General features: G+C 70.8%; 15 protein-coding genes and 1 pseudogene. 5 read left to right on the top strand and 11 right to left on the bottom strand.

Annotated features, from left to right (window positions below; genetic code table 11):
- Positions 1–45: 45 nt before the first annotated feature.
- The 5 genes from BXA03_RS16490 to BXA03_RS16470 all read right to left on the bottom strand — a co-directional run bounded on the left by BXA03_RS16490 (position 46) and on the right by BXA03_RS16470 (position 5,270).
- On the bottom strand, positions 46–1,221 hold the full coding sequence (locus tag BXA03_RS16490; RefSeq protein WP_076509758.1) for a 2-methylaconitate cis-trans isomerase PrpF family protein: 1,176 nt from the start codon (positions 1,219–1,221) through the stop codon (positions 46–48).
- A gap of 22 nt (positions 1,222–1,243) precedes the next feature.
- The gene (locus tag BXA03_RS16485; RefSeq protein ID WP_076509756.1) at positions 1,244–2,233 is read right to left on the bottom strand and encodes a tripartite tricarboxylate transporter substrate binding protein; all 990 of its coding nucleotides are present in this window, start codon (positions 2,231–2,233) and stop codon (positions 1,244–1,246) included.
- A gap of 61 nt (positions 2,234–2,294) precedes the next feature.
- Positions 2,295–2,921, bottom strand: coding sequence for a 3-isopropylmalate dehydratase small subunit (gene leuD / locus BXA03_RS16480; protein ID WP_143476338.1), 627 nt, complete (start codon positions 2,919–2,921; stop codon positions 2,295–2,297).
- Positions 2,918–4,363, bottom strand: coding sequence for a 3-isopropylmalate dehydratase large subunit (gene leuC / locus BXA03_RS16475; RefSeq protein ID WP_076509754.1), 1,446 nt, complete (start codon positions 4,361–4,363; stop codon positions 2,918–2,920). Before leuC ends, leuD begins: the two co-directional genes overlap by 4 nt.
- Before the next feature lies 1 nt (position 4,364).
- A complete protein-coding gene (locus tag BXA03_RS16470) occupies positions 4,365–5,270 on the bottom strand; it encodes an isocitrate lyase/PEP mutase family protein (protein WP_076509752.1) in 906 nt (301 codons plus the stop codon).
- Positions 5,271–5,404: 134 nt separating this feature from the next.
- Here BXA03_RS16470 and BXA03_RS16465 point away from each other — a divergent pair, with 134 nt between their 5' ends.
- Entirely contained in the window at positions 5,405–6,223 is an 819-nt protein-coding gene (locus BXA03_RS16465; RefSeq protein WP_076509750.1) for a GntR family transcriptional regulator, read from the top strand.
- Positions 6,224–6,246: 23 nt separating this feature from the next.
- On the opposite strand, the gene BXA03_RS16460 is transcribed toward BXA03_RS16465, so the two are convergent.
- A complete protein-coding gene (locus BXA03_RS16460) occupies positions 6,247–7,146 on the bottom strand; it encodes a 5'-nucleotidase (RefSeq protein ID WP_076509748.1) in 900 nt (299 codons plus the stop codon).
- Between the two features lie 101 nt (positions 7,147–7,247).
- Between BXA03_RS16460 and BXA03_RS16455 the strand changes: the two genes are divergently transcribed.
- Both BXA03_RS16455 and BXA03_RS16450 read left to right on the top strand, forming a co-directional pair.
- Complete coding sequence (locus BXA03_RS16455; protein WP_076509746.1) at positions 7,248–8,207, top strand: hypothetical protein; 960 nt, start codon at positions 7,248–7,250, stop codon at positions 8,205–8,207.
- 42 nt (positions 8,208–8,249) lie between these two features.
- Positions 8,250–9,077: an enoyl-CoA hydratase-related protein gene (locus BXA03_RS16450; RefSeq protein WP_076509745.1), complete on the top strand. Its 828-nt coding sequence runs from the start codon at positions 8,250–8,252 to the stop codon at positions 9,075–9,077.
- 46 nt (positions 9,078–9,123) lie between these two features.
- Here the strand turns inward: BXA03_RS16450 and BXA03_RS16445 are convergent, their stop codons facing one another.
- Positions 9,124–10,008, bottom strand: coding sequence for a LysR family transcriptional regulator (locus tag BXA03_RS16445; protein WP_076509879.1), 885 nt, complete (start codon positions 10,006–10,008; stop codon positions 9,124–9,126).
- Positions 10,009–10,197: 189 nt separating this feature from the next.
- Here BXA03_RS16445 and BXA03_RS16440 point away from each other — a divergent pair, with 189 nt between their 5' ends.
- Positions 10,198–11,532, top strand: a complete 1,335-nt coding sequence (locus tag BXA03_RS16440; protein ID WP_076509743.1) for an amidohydrolase — start codon at positions 10,198–10,200, stop codon at positions 11,530–11,532.
- A gap of 10 nt (positions 11,533–11,542) precedes the next feature.
- Positions 11,543–11,809: pseudogene (locus BXA03_RS16435) on the top strand (DUF4172 domain-containing protein); the annotation flags it as partial.
- On the opposite strand, the gene gspF reads toward BXA03_RS16435, so the two are convergent.
- Genes gspF through gspD form a run of 4 tightly spaced genes read right to left on the bottom strand, consistent with a single transcriptional unit; the run spans position 11,790 to position 17,309 of the window.
- Positions 11,790–13,022, bottom strand: a complete 1,233-nt coding sequence (gene gspF, locus BXA03_RS16430; RefSeq protein ID WP_076509741.1) for a type II secretion system inner membrane protein GspF — start codon at positions 13,020–13,022, stop codon at positions 11,790–11,792. The pseudogene BXA03_RS16435 and the gene gspF sit on opposite strands and share 20 nt — an antisense overlap.
- Before the next feature lie 26 nt (positions 13,023–13,048).
- Positions 13,049–13,525, bottom strand: coding sequence for a hypothetical protein (locus tag BXA03_RS16425; RefSeq protein WP_143476337.1), 477 nt, complete (start codon positions 13,523–13,525; stop codon positions 13,049–13,051).
- Positions 13,526–13,545: 20 nt separating this feature from the next.
- Positions 13,546–14,964, bottom strand: coding sequence for a type II secretion system ATPase GspE (gene gspE / locus BXA03_RS16420; RefSeq protein ID WP_076509877.1), 1,419 nt, complete (start codon positions 14,962–14,964; stop codon positions 13,546–13,548).
- 8 nt (positions 14,965–14,972) lie between these two features.
- The gene (gspD, locus tag BXA03_RS16415; protein WP_076509736.1) at positions 14,973–17,309 is read right to left on the bottom strand and encodes a type II secretion system secretin GspD; all 2,337 of its coding nucleotides are present in this window, start codon (positions 17,307–17,309) and stop codon (positions 14,973–14,975) included.

Here is a 17,309-nt window from a genome sequence, read left to right as displayed (position 1 = left end):
GGGTGTCGTCTCCGTCGTTCTCGGTAAGCGGAATTTCAGTGCGCTTCAGAGCGCGTCGCGCGGCACGTACACCGTGCCGGCCATCAGGCGGCGGGCCGTGCGTTGCAGGCCCAGCGCATCGAAGCGCGTGTCGGCCGGCGTGGCGCCGGGTCGGGCGACGACCTTGACGGTCATCACGCCCAGCGGATGGCCGATGCGCAGCGTGTCGGTGCCGGCGCGCTCGCCCACCGCTGCGCTCACCAGCGAGCCGGGCACGCGCGATGCGGCGGCCGTGCACATCGAGCCGGTGCCCGCCATGCTGTCGTGGCACTTGCCCAGGAAGACGAGCCGCGCCCGCAGGTCGCAGTCGCCGGCGCTCACCGCCTGGCCGTTGGTGTCGGTGTAGTCGGCCGGGGGGGCCACCAGCACGGCAAGCGGCAGGCCAGGCAGATGCACGTCCTGCCAGTGCTTGTACAGCCCGATGCGCTCGCCGGCTTTGGACTGCAGCTCGCCGATGGCCTCGATCAGTGCGCGGTCGGCGCTGATGTCGGGCGGCAGCTCGCTGCCCGTGAGGCCCAGCGAGCTCGCGGCGATGAACACGCAGGGCGTGGCCGCATCGACGATGGAGACCTCGACGCGGCGGCCGTCCTGCAGCGCGAGGCTGTCGATCGCACGGCCGGTGGGCAGCAGCCGCCCGGTCTTGGCGCCCAGCGTGTCGGTGTAGTCCATCAGGATCTCGGCGCCCGTCCCCGGCACGCCGGCGATGGCGCAGTCGCCCTGCACGCGCGCCCTGCCGTTGCGCACCTGCACCTTCGACACGAACACCGTCCCGGTATTGGTGTTGTGGATGCGCACGGTGGTCAGCGGCTCCAGCGCCTGCACGAGGCCTTCGTCGATGGCGAAGGGCGCCACGGCCGAGGAGATGTTGCCGCAGTTGGCGTCGTAGCCGATCAGGTCGCGCTCGACGTCGGCCTGCGCGAAGGTGTAGTCGACGTCGGCGTCGGACCGCTGCGAACGCTTGATGATCGCGATCTTGGACGTGACCAGGCGTGAGCCGCCCATGCCGTCGATCTGCAGCACGTCGGGTGTGCCCATGGCGCGCTTGAGCAGCCGGTCGCGCGCCGGGCCGGGCGGCGGCACGTCCGCCTCATGGAAGAACAGGGCCTTGCTCGTGCCGCCGCGCATCAGCACGCAGCGCAGTTCGAGCTGTTCGCCCTCGGCGGGAAGCGTCGTGGGATTCATGGGGGGCTCCGGTTCTCGCGTGTCATTCCAGCGGGTAGCGCTTGACCAGCGCGCCCAGGCGCTCGTCCTCTTCGCGCACCTGGGCCGCGAACACAGCAGGTTCGTTCACGACCGGCTCGGCACCGGCGGCACTGATCGCCTGGCGCACGTCGGCGTCCTTCACCGCCTCCCGCAGCGCTGCCACGATGCCCTGCTGCACCGGCGCCGGCGTGCCCTTGGGCGCGAAGAGGCCGAACCAGGTGGTCGACTGGAACTGCGGGAAGCCGGCCTCGGCGGTGGTCGGCACGTCCGGCAGCACGGCAGCGCGTGTGCGGCCTTGTGTGGCCAGGATGCGCAAGGTGCCGGCCCGGTGGTGCGGCAGCGCGGCCGTGATGCCGGTGAAGGCGAAGTTCACGTTGTTGGCGATCATGTCCGTCACGATGGCGCCCGTGCCGCGGTAGTTGACGGTGATGAGGCCCGGCAGCGGCACCTCGGCCGCGATCTGCTTGGCGCTCACCCTCGCCAGCGTCTCGCCACTGGCGATCGAGCAGGGCTGCGGCGCCTTCTGGCAGTACTGGAAGAGCTCGGGCAGTGTCTTCACCGGCAGTCGGGCGCTGGCCACGATGGCGGCGGGCGATTGGGAGACGGCCGTCACCGGCGCGAGCTGCGCCAGCGGATCGATGCCCTTGAGACCTGGCGTGTACTTGGTCAGCACGATGGCCGGCACCTGCAGCAGCAGGGTGTAGCCGTCGGGCCTGGCTTCCATTGCGCGGCGGGTGCCGATCAGACCGTCGGCGCCCGGCAGGTTCTCGACCACCACCGGCTGCTTCCACAGCACGCCGAGTTGCCTGGCCACGGCGCGTGCGGTCGCATCCGTGCCTCCGCCCGCGGCGTAGGGGACGATCAGCGTCACCTGGCGCTCGGGGTGCCAGGGCGCGGGTTGCGCGGTCGCGACACTGGTGGTCAGAAGCACGGTGGCTGCGGCCAGCAGTGCGCGCGCGGCGGGTCGATTCCGCTTGGATCGAGATGGCATGTCGTCTCCGTGGGCAGTGCCCGTCTTGTTTGTCGTTGTTGCTGCGGTGGGAACCCGTGGGCTAGGGGCGCGAGCGGGCGGCAGGCCAGGCCCACGGGCGCCGCAGCCGGTCGGCGGCCTGCCAGTCGCGGATCAGCGCGTCGTCCTTGAGGGTGAGGCCGATGTCGTCGAGCCCGTGCAGCAGCGCCTCGCGGCGCAGCGGGTCGATCGCGAAGGGGATGAGCTGGCCATCCGGCGCCGCCACGCTGCAGGTCTGCAGGTCCACCGTCACGGACGCGCCGCCCTCGCACTGAATGGCCAGCGACTGCACCTGGCCGATCGGCAGCGTGATCGGCAACACGCCGTTCTGGAAGCAGTTGCTCCAGAAGATGTCGCCGTAGCTCGGCGCGATGACGCAGCGCACGCCGATGCCCTGCAGCGCCCACACGGCGCCCTCGCGCGACGAGCCGCAGCCGAAGTTCTCGGCGGCCAGCAGCAGCGGCGCCTGGCGAAAGCGGGGTGCGTTCAGGACGCAGTCGGCGTCCTCGCTGCCGTCGGGTCGGCGGCGCAGGGCCTCGAAGGCATAGGGACCCAGCGCGTCCTTGCCCAGCGTGGTCAGGCGTTCGATGCGGATGATGACGTCGGTGTCGACGTTGGCCCTCATCAGCGGCACGGCGGGGCCGGTGAGGGTGGTGAAAGGGTGGTTCACGCCAGGCTCCTCACGTCGGTGATGCGGCCGGTGACCGCCGCGGCGGCGGCCATCGCCGGGCTGGCCAGGTGGGTGCGGGCGCCCGGCCCCTGGCGTCCGACGAAATTGCGGTTGGAGGTCGAGACCGAGCGCTTTTGCGGCGGCACCTGCTCCCCGTTGGCGGCCACGCACATGCTGCAGCCGGGCTCGCGCCACTCGAAGCCGGCGGCGACGAACAGCGCGTGCAGGCCTTCGGCCTCGGCGGCGCGCTTGACGTTCTCGGAGCCTGGCACGACCCAGGCGCGCACGCCGTCGGCCACGCGGCGGCCGCGCGCCACCTCTGCGGCTGCGCGCAGGTCCGCCAGGCGCGAGTTGGCACAGGAGCCGATGAACACCCAGTCGACGGTCGTGCCGGCGATGGGTGCATTGGCCTGCAGCCCCATGTAGTCGAGCGCGGCGTTCCAGGCCTCGCGCTCGGTGGCCGAGGCGGCATGCGCCGGGTCGGGCACCGCGCCGTCGATGGCGATCGCATGCTCGGGGCTGGTGCCCCAGGTGATGGTCGGCGCGACGGCACCGGCGTCGAGGGTCTCCTCGCGGTCGAACACCGCATCGGCATCGCTGGCCAGCGTGCGCCAGTAGGCGGCGGCAGCCTCGAAGGCCTCGCCCTGCGGCGCGTACGAGCGGCCGCGCAGCCAGTCGATGGTGGTCTCGTCGGGTGCGACCATGCCGAAGCGCGCCCCCAACTCCACGCTGAGGTTGCACAGCGTGAGGCGGCCTTCCACGTCCAGTGCCTCGACAGCCGGGCCGGCGAACTCGATCGCGTAGCCTACGCCTGCGGCGGCCCCCAGGCGACCGATGAGGTGCAGCGCGAGGTCCTTGGCCGTCACGCCCGCCGCCAGCCGCCCTTCGCAGCGGATGCGCATGCGGCGCGGCTTCTGCTGGCGCAGCGTCTGTGTGGCCAGCGCATGGGTGCTTTCGGACGAGCCCACGCCGAAGGCCATCGCGCCCAGTCCGCCGTTGGTGCAGGTGTGGCTGTCGCCGCAGATCACCGTGAGGCCGGGCAGCACGATGCCCATCTCGGGGCCCATCACATGCACGATGCCCTGGCCGGGCTCACCGAGGTCGAACAGCTGCACGCCCATGGCACCGGTGAGCTGCTTCAGGCCCGCATGCAGCCGCCCGCCCAGCGGGAAGGTGGTGGCCACCCGCCCGGGCTGGCTGGACACGGCGTGATCGGGCGTGGCGAAGACCAGTTCCGGGTCGTGCAGCGGCAGCCCGCGCGTGCGCACGTCGTTCAACGCAGGCGGGCCCGACAGGTCGTGGAGCAGGTGGCGGTCGATGTGCAGCAGGGCCCAACCGTCGCCCAGTTCGCGGATGACGTGGGCGTCCCACAGCTTGTCGAAGAGGGTGCGTGGCCCTTCGGGCCGCGGCGCTGCGCGAAGCGATGAGTGCGGAGCCTGCATGTCAGGCGGCCTTCTTCGGCGCTTCCATCGTCGCGCCGGCGTTGAAGCGGGTGCGCAGGGCGTCCCACTCGTCGGCCCCGAAACGCCGGAAGGTCTGGGCTACGGTGGCGCTGGTGGTGGGCGCCCGCATCGTGGCCTTGACCTCGGCGAGGGCGGCATCGCCGGCCTCGATGGTCGCCTTCAACATCAGGCCGGGGAGGATCGCAAGCTTGTAGCCCATCTCCTCGGCCTGGCGCAGGTCGTGCACCGGCGTGCGGCCGCCCGGCACCACATTCAGCAGGCACATGCCCTTGATGCGGCGCGGTACGAGCGCGGCCTCTTCGACCGACTGCGTGGCCTCGACGAAGGCCACGTCGGCGCCCGCATCGAGGGCCGCCTCGGCGCGCCAGAGGGCCTCCTCCAGGCCGAGCATGGCGCGCGCATCGGTGCGCGCGATGAGCAGGAAATCGGGTGTGCGCCGCGCTTCCACCGCGGCCCGGATCTTCGAGACGAATTCTTCGCGCGAGATCACTTCCTTGCCATCCAGGTGCCCGCAGCGCTTGGGCGAGACCTGGTCCTCGAGGTGGATCGCCGCCACGCCGCGTGCCTCGTATTCACGCACGGTGCGGGTGACGTTCAACTCGTTGCCATAGCCCGTGTCGGCATCGGCGATCAGGGGGATCTGCACCGACCGGGCCATCACGGCGGCGTTCTCCACCATCTCGCTCAGGGTCAGCAGGCCGAAATCCGGAAAGCCCCGCGCGGCCGACGTGCCGGCGCCGGTCATGTAGCAGGCGCCGAAGCCGGCCTGTTCGATCAGGCGGGCGCCGATGCCGTCGTAGGCGCCGGGGGCGATGCGCATGCCCGGGGCGGCAAGTTGCTGACGCAGTTGGGCTGCAGCGCTGAAGGGGGTGGGTGTCGGATCCATGAGAAGGCCTTTCCTGGTGCTGCCGGGGCGGACCGGGCGGCGTTGTCTGAATATGTTGTCTTATTATTATGACAACATTAACACAAGTCAACGACTATGCTCGGCCCGGTGTATTGCCCTCACCCCCGACCCGCATGAAGTCCGCTTCCGCACCGACCGCGTCCGACACCGCTGCTGTCGCCCGCACGCCCGGCACCTCCCTGCATCGGCAACTCTTCATGGTGTTGCGCGACGAGATCGTGCGGGGCGAGTACGCCTCGGGCCTGCTCCCCAAGGAGGAGGCGCTGTGCGAGCGCTTCGGCGTCTCGCGCATCACGGTGCGGCGCGCGTTGGCCGATCTGGCGGCGCAGGGGCTGGTCGAGCGCAGGCATGGCCGGGGCACTTTCGTGCGCAATGACCGGCTGCCGCTGGCGCGTGCGCGGCCCAGCCTCAGCCTCATCGACAGCCTGCGTCAGGCAGCGATCGATACCCAGGTGCAGGTGCTGCGCGTCGAGCAGGCCGAGCCACCGCTGGACGTGGCCGCGCTGCTGCAGCTGGAGCCGGGCGAGAGGGCCGTGCATGCGCTGCGCCTGCGCAGCATCGACGGCACGCCGGTGATGCTGACCGACGCCTGGGTGCCTGCGCGCCTGGGCAAGCATGTGACCGCCGTCACACTGCGCAAGCAGGCGCTCTACGAGATTCTTCTTGCGCAGGGCGTGAAGTTCGGCCGTGTGATCCAGGAGATCACTGCGGAAGTGAGCGACCCGGCGCGCGCCCGTCTCCTGCAGACCGAGGTCGGCATGCCGCTATTGAAGATCGTGCGCGTGATCCACGACCCGCAGGCCCGGCCCGTGCAGTACATCACCGTGTCGATGACGCCCGAGCGCAGCCGCATCCTCATGGACATCCCGGGCGAGACGGTGAACACACTCAGCGCTGGCCATTTCGTGCACGAAGTGCCGCCGGCGAGCTGAGGCGGCCTGGCCGGCGCGGAGGATCAGCGCGGGTTGCTGATGCCGCTGGCCACATGCCCGGCCGGCACATGGCGCGCGGCCGAGCGCACATGGCCGGTCTGGTCGTCGAAGAAGAAGTCGGGCTCGAACTCGCGCAGGAAGCCACCCTTGTCCAGCCCGGCCAGGAACATCGCCTCGTCCACGCGGATGTTCCAGCTCATCAGCGTCTGGATGGCGCGGCGGTGGGCCGGAGCCCCGCGGGCCGTGACCAGCGCCGTGCGGATGCGCATGCCGGTGCTGGCGGCCTGCTGCAGCCGATGGAGCGCCACCAGGAAGGGCGCGAGCGGTCCGGCGCCCAGCGGCACGGCGGCCTTGTCCGCCTCGTGCGCCTGGAAGGCGGCCAGGCCCTGCTGCTGGTAGATGCGCTCGGCCTCGTCGGAGAACAGCACGGCGTCGCCGTCGAAGGCGATGCGCACTTCGTCCGGATGCTGGTTGCCGGCCAGCGCCGATTCCACGCTCACATGCGCCGCCGCAAAGCCCGCGCCCAGCGCCTCGCGCACATCGTCGGCGTTGGCCGAGAGGAAGAGGTCGGCCCGCAGCGGCGTGAGGTAGCGGAAGGGCGGCCGGCCCTGGGTGAACACGCCGCGCTCGATGGCGAGTTCCGCCGCCGCGCCGGAGTTGAAGATGCGCATGCCCGAGACCGGATCGTTGCGCGACAGGATCACCACCTCCACCCGCTGCACGCCATCGGCATTGAAGCGCAGCAGCTTGCGCACCAGCGAATAGGCGATGCCGGGCTGCGCCGGCACCTCCAGCCGCTCCAGCTGCAGCCGCATGTAGCCGGCCGGATCGCCGGCGTCGAACAGGCGGTTTTCCTCCTCGAGGTTGAACAGGGCACGCGAGGAGATCGCGACCACGAGCTTGTCGTCCAGGGTGACCGGCATGGGCAGTGAGCGGAGGGAGAGATGCGGAGCGGGCATTGTGCGGCCGCCCGCAGTGACACAGGTGACAGCCACCGCCCCGGCCTTGCGCCACCATCGCCGTCATGAGCCTGCCCACCGCCGACACCCCCTTCGCCACACCGCTGGCCCTGTCCGGCCCGCTGCGCCAGCCGCGCCAGATGCTGGCCGACCAGACGTATGACGGCCACAAGTCCATCCACGACGACGCCACGGCCGGCGATCTCGGCCTGCGCGCCGGTCCCATCGAAGGGCCCACGCACTTCAGCCAGTTCGACCCCCTGCTGGCCCACCTGTTCGGCCGCCAGTGGTTCGAAACCGGCTGCATCAGCGCCCACTACCAGACCATGGTGGTGGAAGGTGAATCGGTGCGCGCCTTCGTCGACCTGCCCGCGCCGGGCGCTCCTTTCGTGCGCATCCGCGCCGAGAAGGCCGACGGCACGCCGGTGCTCACCGGCACGGCCTCGGTCGGCGAGCCCGGCCAGCCGCACGAACTGGAACAGCGCATGGCCAGGCTGCGTCCGGCCACCGGCCTGGTCATCAATCGCGACCTGAAGGTGGGCCAGCGCGGCGCCGTGCCCGAAACGATCCGCATGGGCTTCGACCAGCACATGGGCGACCACTATCCCTTCACCCTGCGCGACAAGCTGGCGGCCATCACCGAACCCTGCGACTGGTACACGCCCGAAGGCGGGGCGCGCTCGCCCTGGGGCCGGCCCATCATCCCGATGGAGATGATCAGCGTGCTGCTGGGCAGCACCATCGCCGACGCGCAGCTGGGCGGTCGCAAGCCAGCGGTGGGGCTGTTCGGGGGCCAGCAGATCCGCCTCGTCCGCGGCCCGCTCTTCGTCGACCAGGACTATGCGCTGGAGCGCGAGATCGTGGCCCTGAGCGAAAGCGCCCGCACCGAGTCCACCTGGGTGCGCACCCGCGTGTTCGAGCTGCCCAGGCGCACGCTGGTGGCCGAGATGATCCTCAACGGTGCGGTGATGAAGGCCTCTTACCCGCACTACGAGCGCGAGGCGCGCGAACTCGGCCTCGCCTGAGGGCCGGCACCATCCCCTTCCACGACAACGACGGAGACTCCCATGACCGCATCCACGATCGACACCGGCACGCCGGACCTGCTGGCGCAGCTTGACGCCGGTGTGCTGACCCTGACGCTCAACCGGCCGCAGGCGCGCAACGCCATGACCCGCGCCATGAACGAGGCCCTGGCCCGCGAGCTGGCGCGTGCCGAGCTGGACCCCGAGGTCCGCTGCGTGGTGCTGACCGGCGCGGGCGGTGCCTTCTGTGCTGGCGGCGACGTGAAGAACATGGCGGCTGCGGGCGACGGCACCGTCGGCGCGCTCACCATCGACCAGGCCATCCATCGCCAGCGCGTCAACCAGCGCGAGACGGCCGGGCGCCTGTTCAAGATGCCCAAACCCACGCTGGCCGTGCTGCCGGGCCCCGCCGCGGGCGCCGGCCTCGCGCTGGCGCTGGCCTGTGACCTTCGCCTGATGGCCGGCAACGCCATCATGACCACCGCCTTCGCCCGCGTGGGCTTCTCAGGCGACTACGGCGGCAGCTACTTCATGACCCAGCTCGTCGGCGCGGCCAAGGCGCGCGAGCTGTATCTGCTCTCCGACCGCGTGCCGGCCGACGAGGCGTTGCGGCTGGGCCTGGCCAACTGGGTCTGCCCGCCGGAGCAACTGGCCGCGCGTGCCCAGGAGATCGCGACCCGGCTCGCCAACGGCCCTGCCGTGGCCTACCGCTACATGAAGGAGAACCTCAACCGCGCGATGGCCGGCGAGGTGGACGAGTGCCTGGACCTGGAGGCCACGCACCACATCCACTGCGGCCAGACCGAGGACCACCGCGCGGCGGCCCAGGCCTTCGTGGAGAAGCGCGAGCCGGTGTTCAAGGGGCGCTGAGGCCGCCGACGCGTAGTGCGCGCCCGCCATCGGCGATGCAGCGTCTTCAGTCGTGCAGGTGTGCGGCGATCACCTCACGCAGCAGCGGAAGGGCGGGCGCCTGCTGCCGCCGGGCCTGCGTCACCAGCCCGAAGCGGGCGCCGCCCTCGATCTGCGGCTGAACGGGCAGCTCGACGAGATCGGGCGCTGCGGCGCGGATCGCCAGGAGGACCGCATCGCTGTGCCGGGTCAGCTCGACCAGCCGCGTGAGCTCGTTGCAGCGCAGGCGCACGCACACGTCCGGATGCCCCTGGGGCCCATAGGCTGCCACCATGCCCCGGCCCACGTGGTCGCCGAGAGGGGTCGAGGCGATGGGGTACTTCTGCAGGTCGTCGAAGCCCAGCGTCCGGCGGCGGCGCGTGAGCGGATGCCCGGGCCGGCACAGGAAGGCGCCGCGCATCTGCACCAGCGGCTCGATGCGCAGGCCCGCATCGGCGGTGAATGAGCGCATCTCGATCACCACGGCGTCGAGCAGGCGGCGTTGCAGTGCCTCGATCAGCCGCTCGTTGTCGCTGTGCAGGATCTCGACGCGCACCCGCGTGTCGGGCGCGCTGGCCCGCAGCAGCAGGGGTGTGCTCAGCAAGGCGCCCGGACCCGAACCCAGGCCCACGCGCAGCGTCGACGCGTGGCCGGCGCGAAGCCGTTCGCCGGTCAGCGCAAGCTGACCGGCCTCGTGCACCAGGTGTCGGGCCTGCTCCAGCAGTTCGCGGCCGAAGTGTGTGAGCTCGCTGCGGCGACCCACCCGATCGAACAAGGCGCCGCCCAGCGCGGCCTCGAGCGCGCGGATGCTGCGGCTGAGCGCCGGCTGGGTCAGGTGCAGCGCCTGCGCCGAACGGGTGAAAGAGCCCGTGTCGGCCAGCGACAGGAAGTGCCGGAGCTGGACCAGCGTCATGGCATCGGGCGGCCTGCCACCGCCTGCAAGGCATGAGTCGAATGCATGCGCCAGCATAGAACAATGCATTGGACGCCTGGCACGCGATTGCCTAGATTGCGCGGGCTGCGTCGGACCGGAGGGGCTGCGCAGCCGGGCCACCGTGTCCGCCCTGCACACATCCAAACCTACGCACCCACGCGCCACATCATGTTTTCGTCGTTCTCGATCCGCCAGCTTTCATTGGCCGTCCTCGCCGCATGCGCCATCGTGCCCGCCGGTGCGCAGACCGTGTCGCCCGAGAAGATCCAGCCGCTCGTCAACGGCATGTACGGCCAGCTCGATGCGCTCTACAAGGACCTGCATGCCAACCCGGAGTTGGGCTTCCAGGAGGTGCGAACCGCTGGCAAGCTGGCCGCCGAGCTGCGCGCGCTGGGCTTCGAGGTGACCGAGAAGGTCGGCCGCACCGGGCTGGTGGCGCTCTATCGCAACGGCGCCGGCCCGACGGTGATGGTGCGCACCGAGCTCGACGCGCTGCCCATGGAAGAGAAGACCGGTCTGCCCTACGCCAGCCGAGCCAAGACCCAATGGAACGGCCGTGAGACCTTCGTCGCCCACAGCTGTGGCCACGACATCCACATGGCCAGCTGGGTGGGCACGGCCCGCACGCTGCTGGCGCTGAAGGACCAGTGGAAGGGCACGCTGATGTTCATCGCCCAGCCTTCCGAAGAGACGGTCAGCGGCGCCAAGGCCATGGTGGAAGACGGCCTGTTCACCCGCTTCCCCAAGCCGGACTTCGCTTTCGCGCTGCACACCAGTCCCTCGCCCTACGGCTTCGTCGGCTACCGCGCGGGGCCGGTCACCTCGGCGTCCGACAGCCTGGAGATCACCTTCAAGGGCCGCGGGGGCCATGGTTCGGCACCGCATGCCACCCTCGACCCGATCGCCATGGGCGCGCATTTCGTCAGCGATGTGCAGACCGTCGTCAGCCGCGAGAAGGACCCGGCCGAATTCGGCGTGGTCACCATCGGCGCCTTCCAGGCCGGCACGGCGGGCAACATCATCCCGGACGCCGCAAGGCTGAGCGGCACCGTCCGCAGCTACAAGCCGCAGGTGCGCGAGAAGCTGCTCGACGGCATCCGCCGCACGGCACTGGCCTCGGCCGCCATGGCCGGCGCGCCCGAGCCCGAGGTGCGCCTGGGCGCCGACAGCAGCACCGGCGCGGTGGTCAACGACCAGGCCGTGGTGGACCGCACCGTCGCCGCCCTGCGCAGCCAATTCGGCGAGGCGCGGGTGGTGCAGGTCATGCCCATCACCGCCAGCGAGGACTTCTCGGTCTTCACCGACGCCGGCATCCCGTCGATGTTCTTCTTCGTGGGTGTGACCGACCCCAAGGACGTGGCGGAGTCGATGAAGAAGGGCGGCAAGCCGCTGCCCTTCAACCATTCGCCCTTTTTCGCGCCGGTGCCCGAGCCGTCGATCAAGATCGGCGTGCAGGCGATGACCTCGGCGGTGCTGACCGCCATGAACACGCCGGCACGCTGAGCGCGGCCCGCTGAACAAGGCGCGCTTCCGGCAACGCTGGGCGGGCCCGGCCTTCAACGAGCGGCAGGCCAAGTTGCTCAATTGCCTGCTCGACGGCTTCGAGGGCAAGCTCACCAGCAGCAAGTGGGCAGCCATCGCCAAATGCTCGGCCGACACGGCGCTGCGCGACATCACGACGCTGCTGGTGCTCGGCGTGCTGCGCAAGTCGCCGGCCGGCGGCCGCAGCAGCGCCTACGAGCTGTCGCTGCCTGAGGCGCCTACTTCACGAACTGGTTGAGCTGGATGATCGGCAGCAGCACCGCCAGCACGATCAGCATGACGATGCCGCCCATGCCCACGATCAGCAGCGGCTCCAGGATGGTGGCCAGGTGCATGGCGCGGCGCTGCACCTCGGCCGACAGCTGCTTGGCGGCGCGTTGCAGCATCACGGGCAGTTCGCCCGTCTGCTCTCCGAGGCGGGCGAACATGGGCACGATGCCGGGGAAGCGCTTCTTCTGCGCCAGGGCCGAGGCCAGCGGCGCGCCCTCGCGCACGAGCGTCAGCGCGTCGAGCGCGTCGGCGCGCATGGCCCGGTTGTGGAGCGTCTCGGCCGCGGCCTGCAGCGCCCGCAGGATGGGCACGCCGGCCGCCGCCAGCATGGCCAGCGTGCCGGCAAAGCGCGCGGCGTTGTAGCCGCGGGCCAGCTTGCCCACCAGCGGCAGCCGCAGCCAGAAGGCATCGAAGCGCTCGCGCAATGCATCGCGCGCCAGCGCCGCCTTGCCGCCGACGACGGCCACCGCCAGCACGCCCAGCATCAGCCAGCCCCAACTGCGCACGAAGGCCGACAGGCCCAGCATGGCCTGCGTCAGCAGCGGCAGCGCCCGCTTGGTGCCGGCGAACACGCTCGCCACCTGCGGCACCACATAGCTCACCAGGAAGATCACGATCACCACCGCGATCACCGTGACGATGGCGGGATACAGCGTGGCGCCGATCAGCTTCTGCCGCAGCGCCTGCTGCTCTTCCAGGTCGTCGGCCAGCCGTTCGAGCACCAGGCCCAGCTGACCGCTGTGCTCGCCGGCACCGATGACCGCGGTGTAGATGGACGAGAACTCCCGCGGATGCTGCGCCAGTGCGCGCGCAAAGCTGCTGCCGCCGTTGACCTCGGAGCGCAGCGAGGCCACCAGCTGCCGTTGCGGCTCGCTCTCGGCCTCGTCGGTCAGCGCGGTCAGGGCCCGCTCCAGCGGCAGGCCCGAGGCCACCAGGCCGGCCAGCTGGCGGGTCCACACGCCCAGCGCCGTGGAATTGAACACGCGCCCGCCAATGCGCCGACGCCAGAAGGGTGTCGCCTCGCCGCCGGCCTCGGCGCCGCCGGCCACGCCCTCGACGGACAGCGGGATCAGCGCCTGGGCCCGCAACATGCTGCGGGCCGCGCGGGCGGTGTCGGCTTCCAGCACGCCCTTGCGGGGGCGTCCGTCGGCGTCGATGGCTTCGAAGGCGTAGGCGGGCATGTGGGCGGGGCTCGGAGGGAAGGCAGTCAGCGCTGGAGGATGCCGGAGATCTCGTTGCCGTCGGCCTTCACGGCGGCCGTGGCGCTGCGCAGCCGCAGCGAGGCATGGCCGTGCGCTTCGCTGGTGAGGAGCCGGCCTTCGTAGCGGCCATTGACGCGCGGATCGCTGCAGGTGTCTACCTGCAACGCCAGCTGCGCGTGGGCATTGCTGCGGTAGGGCGTCGCGTTGCCCTGGATGTTGCAACTGGCTCGCGTCATCTGGCCGGACACCTGGCCATCGCTGCCGATGCGCAGCCGCAGGTCCGAGGCCAGCCGGCGGCCGACCTGGAAGCCATCGGCACCCAGCTCGAAGACCATCACGCTGCCCCGCCAGTCACCGCGATAGTCGGTGTAGCCCTGCGCGCCTGCCAGGGTCGTCCACAGCAGTGCCCCCAGGCCCAGCACGACGGCGCGGCACGGGCGGGATCTCGCGCGGGCTGGTGACATAACGTGGAAGCCGGGCATGGGGGCAGGAGCGCAGGCGCTCAGTCCCGCGTCACGCGCAGCAACTCGGCGCGCGAGGTGATGCCCGCCGCGACCAGCCGCTCGCCGTCGGCACGCATGGAGCGCAGGCCGCCGCGTGTGCCTGCGGCGAGCAGCTCGCTCTCGGGCGCGCGGTTGTGCACCAGCGCGCGCACGGCGTCGTCGGCCACCAGCAGCTCGAAGATGCCGGTGCGGCCCTGGTAGCCGGTGTGGCCGCAGGCTTCGCAGCCCACCGGCTGCATCTGGCCATCGGAGCCGGGCGCCGCGCAGTGCGTGCACAGGCGGCGCACCAGCCGCTGGGCCAGCACGCCCAGCAGCGAGCTGGACAGCAGGAAGGGCTCGACGCCCATGTCGGTGAGGCGGGTGACGGCGCTCACGGCATCGTTGGTGTGCAGCGTGGCCAGCACCAGGTGGCCGGTGAGCGAGGCCTGGATGGCGATCTGCGCGGTCTCGAAGTCGCGGATCTCGCCGATCATGATCACGTCCGGGTCCTGCCGCAGGATAGCGCGCAGGGCCTTGGCGAAGGTGAGTTCGATGCGGGCGTTGACCTGCGTCTGTCCCACGCCGGGCAGCTCGTATTCGATGGGGTCTTCCACCGTCATGATGTTGCTGCTGCCGGCATCGAGCCGCGACAGCGCCGCATAGAGCGTGGTGGTCTTGCCCGAACCCGTGGGGCCGGTCACCAGGATGATGCCGTGCGGCTGCTGGATCAGCGTTTCGAAGCGCTGCAGCGTGTCGCCCAGCATGCCCACCGATTCGAGGCTGAGCTTGCTCTCGCTCTTGTCCAGCAGGCGCAGCACGGCGCGCTCGCCGTGGGCCGAGGGCAGGGTGGAGACGCGCACGTCCACCGCCCGCGTGCCGATGCGCAGCGAGATGCGGCCGTCCTGTGGCAGGCGCTTCTCGGCGATGTCGAGGTCGGCCATGATCTTCAGGCGCGAGATCAGCGCCGCATGCAAGGCGCGGTTGGGTTGCACCACCTCGCGCAGCGTGCCGTCGATGCGAAAGCGCACGGCCGAGGTGCGCTCGTAGGGCTCGATGTGGATGTCGCTGGCGCCGTCGCGCGCGGCCTGCGTGAGCAGCGCGTTGAGCATGCGGATGATGGGTGCGTCGCCAGCGGATTCCAGCAGGTCTTCCACCGCGGGCAGCTCCTGCATCATGCGCGAGAGGTCGGCATCGGTCTCCACCTCGCTCACGATGGCGGCGGCATTGGACTCGCCCTGCGCATAGGCTGCGCTGATGCGCTGCGCCAGCTGGTCGGCCGGCAGCAGTTCGACCTGCGCGGCCGGGTACTTGCGGATCACCTCGCCCACGGCGCTGGCCGGGGCGCCGACCGGCATCCACAGCGTCAGCCGGCCGCCGTCGTCTTCTTCCAGCAGCAGCTGCTGTCCGCGCGCGAAGCCATAGGGCAGCGGATGTCGCAGGCCGGGCATCAGGGCATCTCGCGGCGCGAGGCCGGGTCATCGGTGGGCGGCAGCGCGCCCCTGAGCGGCGCGCGGCTCAGCGCGTCGGGCGAGAGCGGGCCGGGCACGGCGGGCGGCATGGGCGGCGGGATCAGCCGCGTGCCGTCGATGCGGCGGCTCTCGTCGCCCACGCCCTGCACGGCCGGCAGGGGCGGCAACACGAAGGAGTCGCGCACGTTGTTGAGCATGGGGTTGTCGGTCGGCGGCTGGCTGGCCTGTTGCAGGGCACGCAGGGTGTCGTAGCGGTCGGCCGTGATGGCGTCGCTGGAGAGCTGGTCGCGCACGATGGTCGGCCGCAGGAAGACCATCAGGTTGGTCTTGTTGCGCCGGCGCGTCTCGCTCTTGAACAGGTTGCCCATGATGGGCACGTCGCCCAGGCCCGGCACCTTCTCCTGGGAGGCCGAATATTCGTCCGACAGCAGGCCGCCCAGCAGCACGATGCCGCCTTGGTCGACCAGCACGCTGGACTCGATGGCGCGCTTGCTGGTGGTCGGGCCATTGACGTTGTTGACGGACGACGCCACCACCGCCGAGACCTCCTGGAAGATGGTCATCTTGACGGTGCCGGTCTCGCTGATCTGCGGCCGCACCCGCAGGGTCAGGCCCACATCCTTGCGTTCGATGGTCTGGAAGGGATTGACCTGCGTGGTCGCGCTGCCGGTGTTGGTGTACTGGCCGGTGACGAAGGGCACGTTCTGGCCGACGACGATCCTGGCCTCCTCGTTGTCCAGCGTCAGCAGATTGGGCGTGGACAGCACGTTGCCCTCGCCGTTGGAGGCCAGGAACCGGGCCAGGAAGCCCAGCACATAGTTGTCGCCGTACTTGTGACCGATGCCGAAGTTGAAGCCGGTCGAGGGCAGCGTGGTGGCGGTCTTGGTCGCCAGGCCGACGGCCAGGTTGATGATGTTGGCGCCGGCCAGGCTGGAGTTGGTGCCGACCACGCCGACGTTGCTGCTGCCGCTGTTGCCCAGCGCGCTCTGCCACTGCACACCGAATTCGGCCGCCTTGTCGGCATTGACCTCGACGATCAGCGTCTCGATCAGCACCTGGGCACGGCGGCTGTCGAGCTTGTCGATGACCGCCCGCAACTGGCGGTACTGCGGCTCGGCCGCCGTGATGATGAGCGAGTTGGTCGACGGGTCGGCCTGGATCTGCCCGCCAGTGGACGGCTGGTTGGCGTTGTTGACCGGCGTGCTGGCGGCGCTGCTCGTGAGGCTGGAGAGTCCGGACTGCAGGCTGTTGGGCAAGGTCTGCGGGATTGCCGCCGCACCCGCCGCGCCCCCGGAGGCTGGCACGGCCCCGCCCGCATTGGCGTTGTTGACCTGGCCGGCGGCCATGGCGGCGCGCAGCGTGGCCGCCAGGCGCACCGCATCGGCGTTCTTGAGATAGACGACGTAGATGTTGCCGGCCGCGCCGTTGCCGGTGTCCGCAGCGGGGCGGTCGAGCTTGTCGACCAGCGAGCGGATCAGCTGCAGCCGTGCTGGCGTGGCGGCGCGCACGATCAGCGCGTTGCTGCGCGGATCGGCCAGCAGCGCGGTGCGAAAGCCCGACTCCGCGCCGCCCGCGGGCGCGCCGCCCGCCACGCCCCCGGCCAGGCCGCCGCCACCGCCGCCGCCGTCGACCAGGCGCTGCACCAGCGGCACCATGTCCGAGGCGATGGAATAGCGCAGCGGGATCACCTCGATGTCGGAGGCGCTGGGCACGTCCAGCGCCGCGATGATGCGGGCCAGCCGGCGCATGTTGTCCGCATAGTCGGTGATGACCAGCGAGTTGTTGCCCGGGTTGGCGTTGATGGTGTTGTTGGGCGGGATGAGCGGCCGCAGCACCGGCAGCAGGTTGTTGGCCGACTCATGGTTGAGCCGGAACACCTGCGTGATCATCTGGCTGCCGCTCACGTTGCCCGCACCGCCCACGGAGGTGGTGACGGTGTTGCTCTGCAGCTTGGCATCGGCCTCGGGCAGCACCTTGAACAGGCCGTCCGATTGCACGATCGAGAAGCCCTGCAGCCGCAGCGCGGCGGCGAACTGGTCGAAGGCTGCCGCCGGCGACAGCGGCCGGTCGGTCTGCAGCGTGATGGTGCCCTTGACGCGCGGATCGACCACCACGTCGCGGCCGGTGATCACGCCCATGGTGCGGGCCACGGCCTCGATATCGGCATTGGCGAAGTTGAGCGTGATGGGCTCGCCGCGGCGCACGGCCGGCACGGCGGCATCCTGCGCCATCGCGGCGGGCGCGACCGCCTGCAGCGCGAGCACGGCAAGCAGGGCACGGGCAGCGCGCGCGCCCAGGGTGAGGGAAGGCTTCAT

The organism is Pseudacidovorax sp. RU35E (assembly GCF_900156165.1).
Lineage (GTDB): Bacteria > Pseudomonadota > Gammaproteobacteria > Burkholderiales > Burkholderiaceae_C > Xenophilus.
The sequence above is the reverse complement of the archived record's forward strand: the minus strand, read 5'-3'. Positions and strand labels throughout refer to the sequence as shown.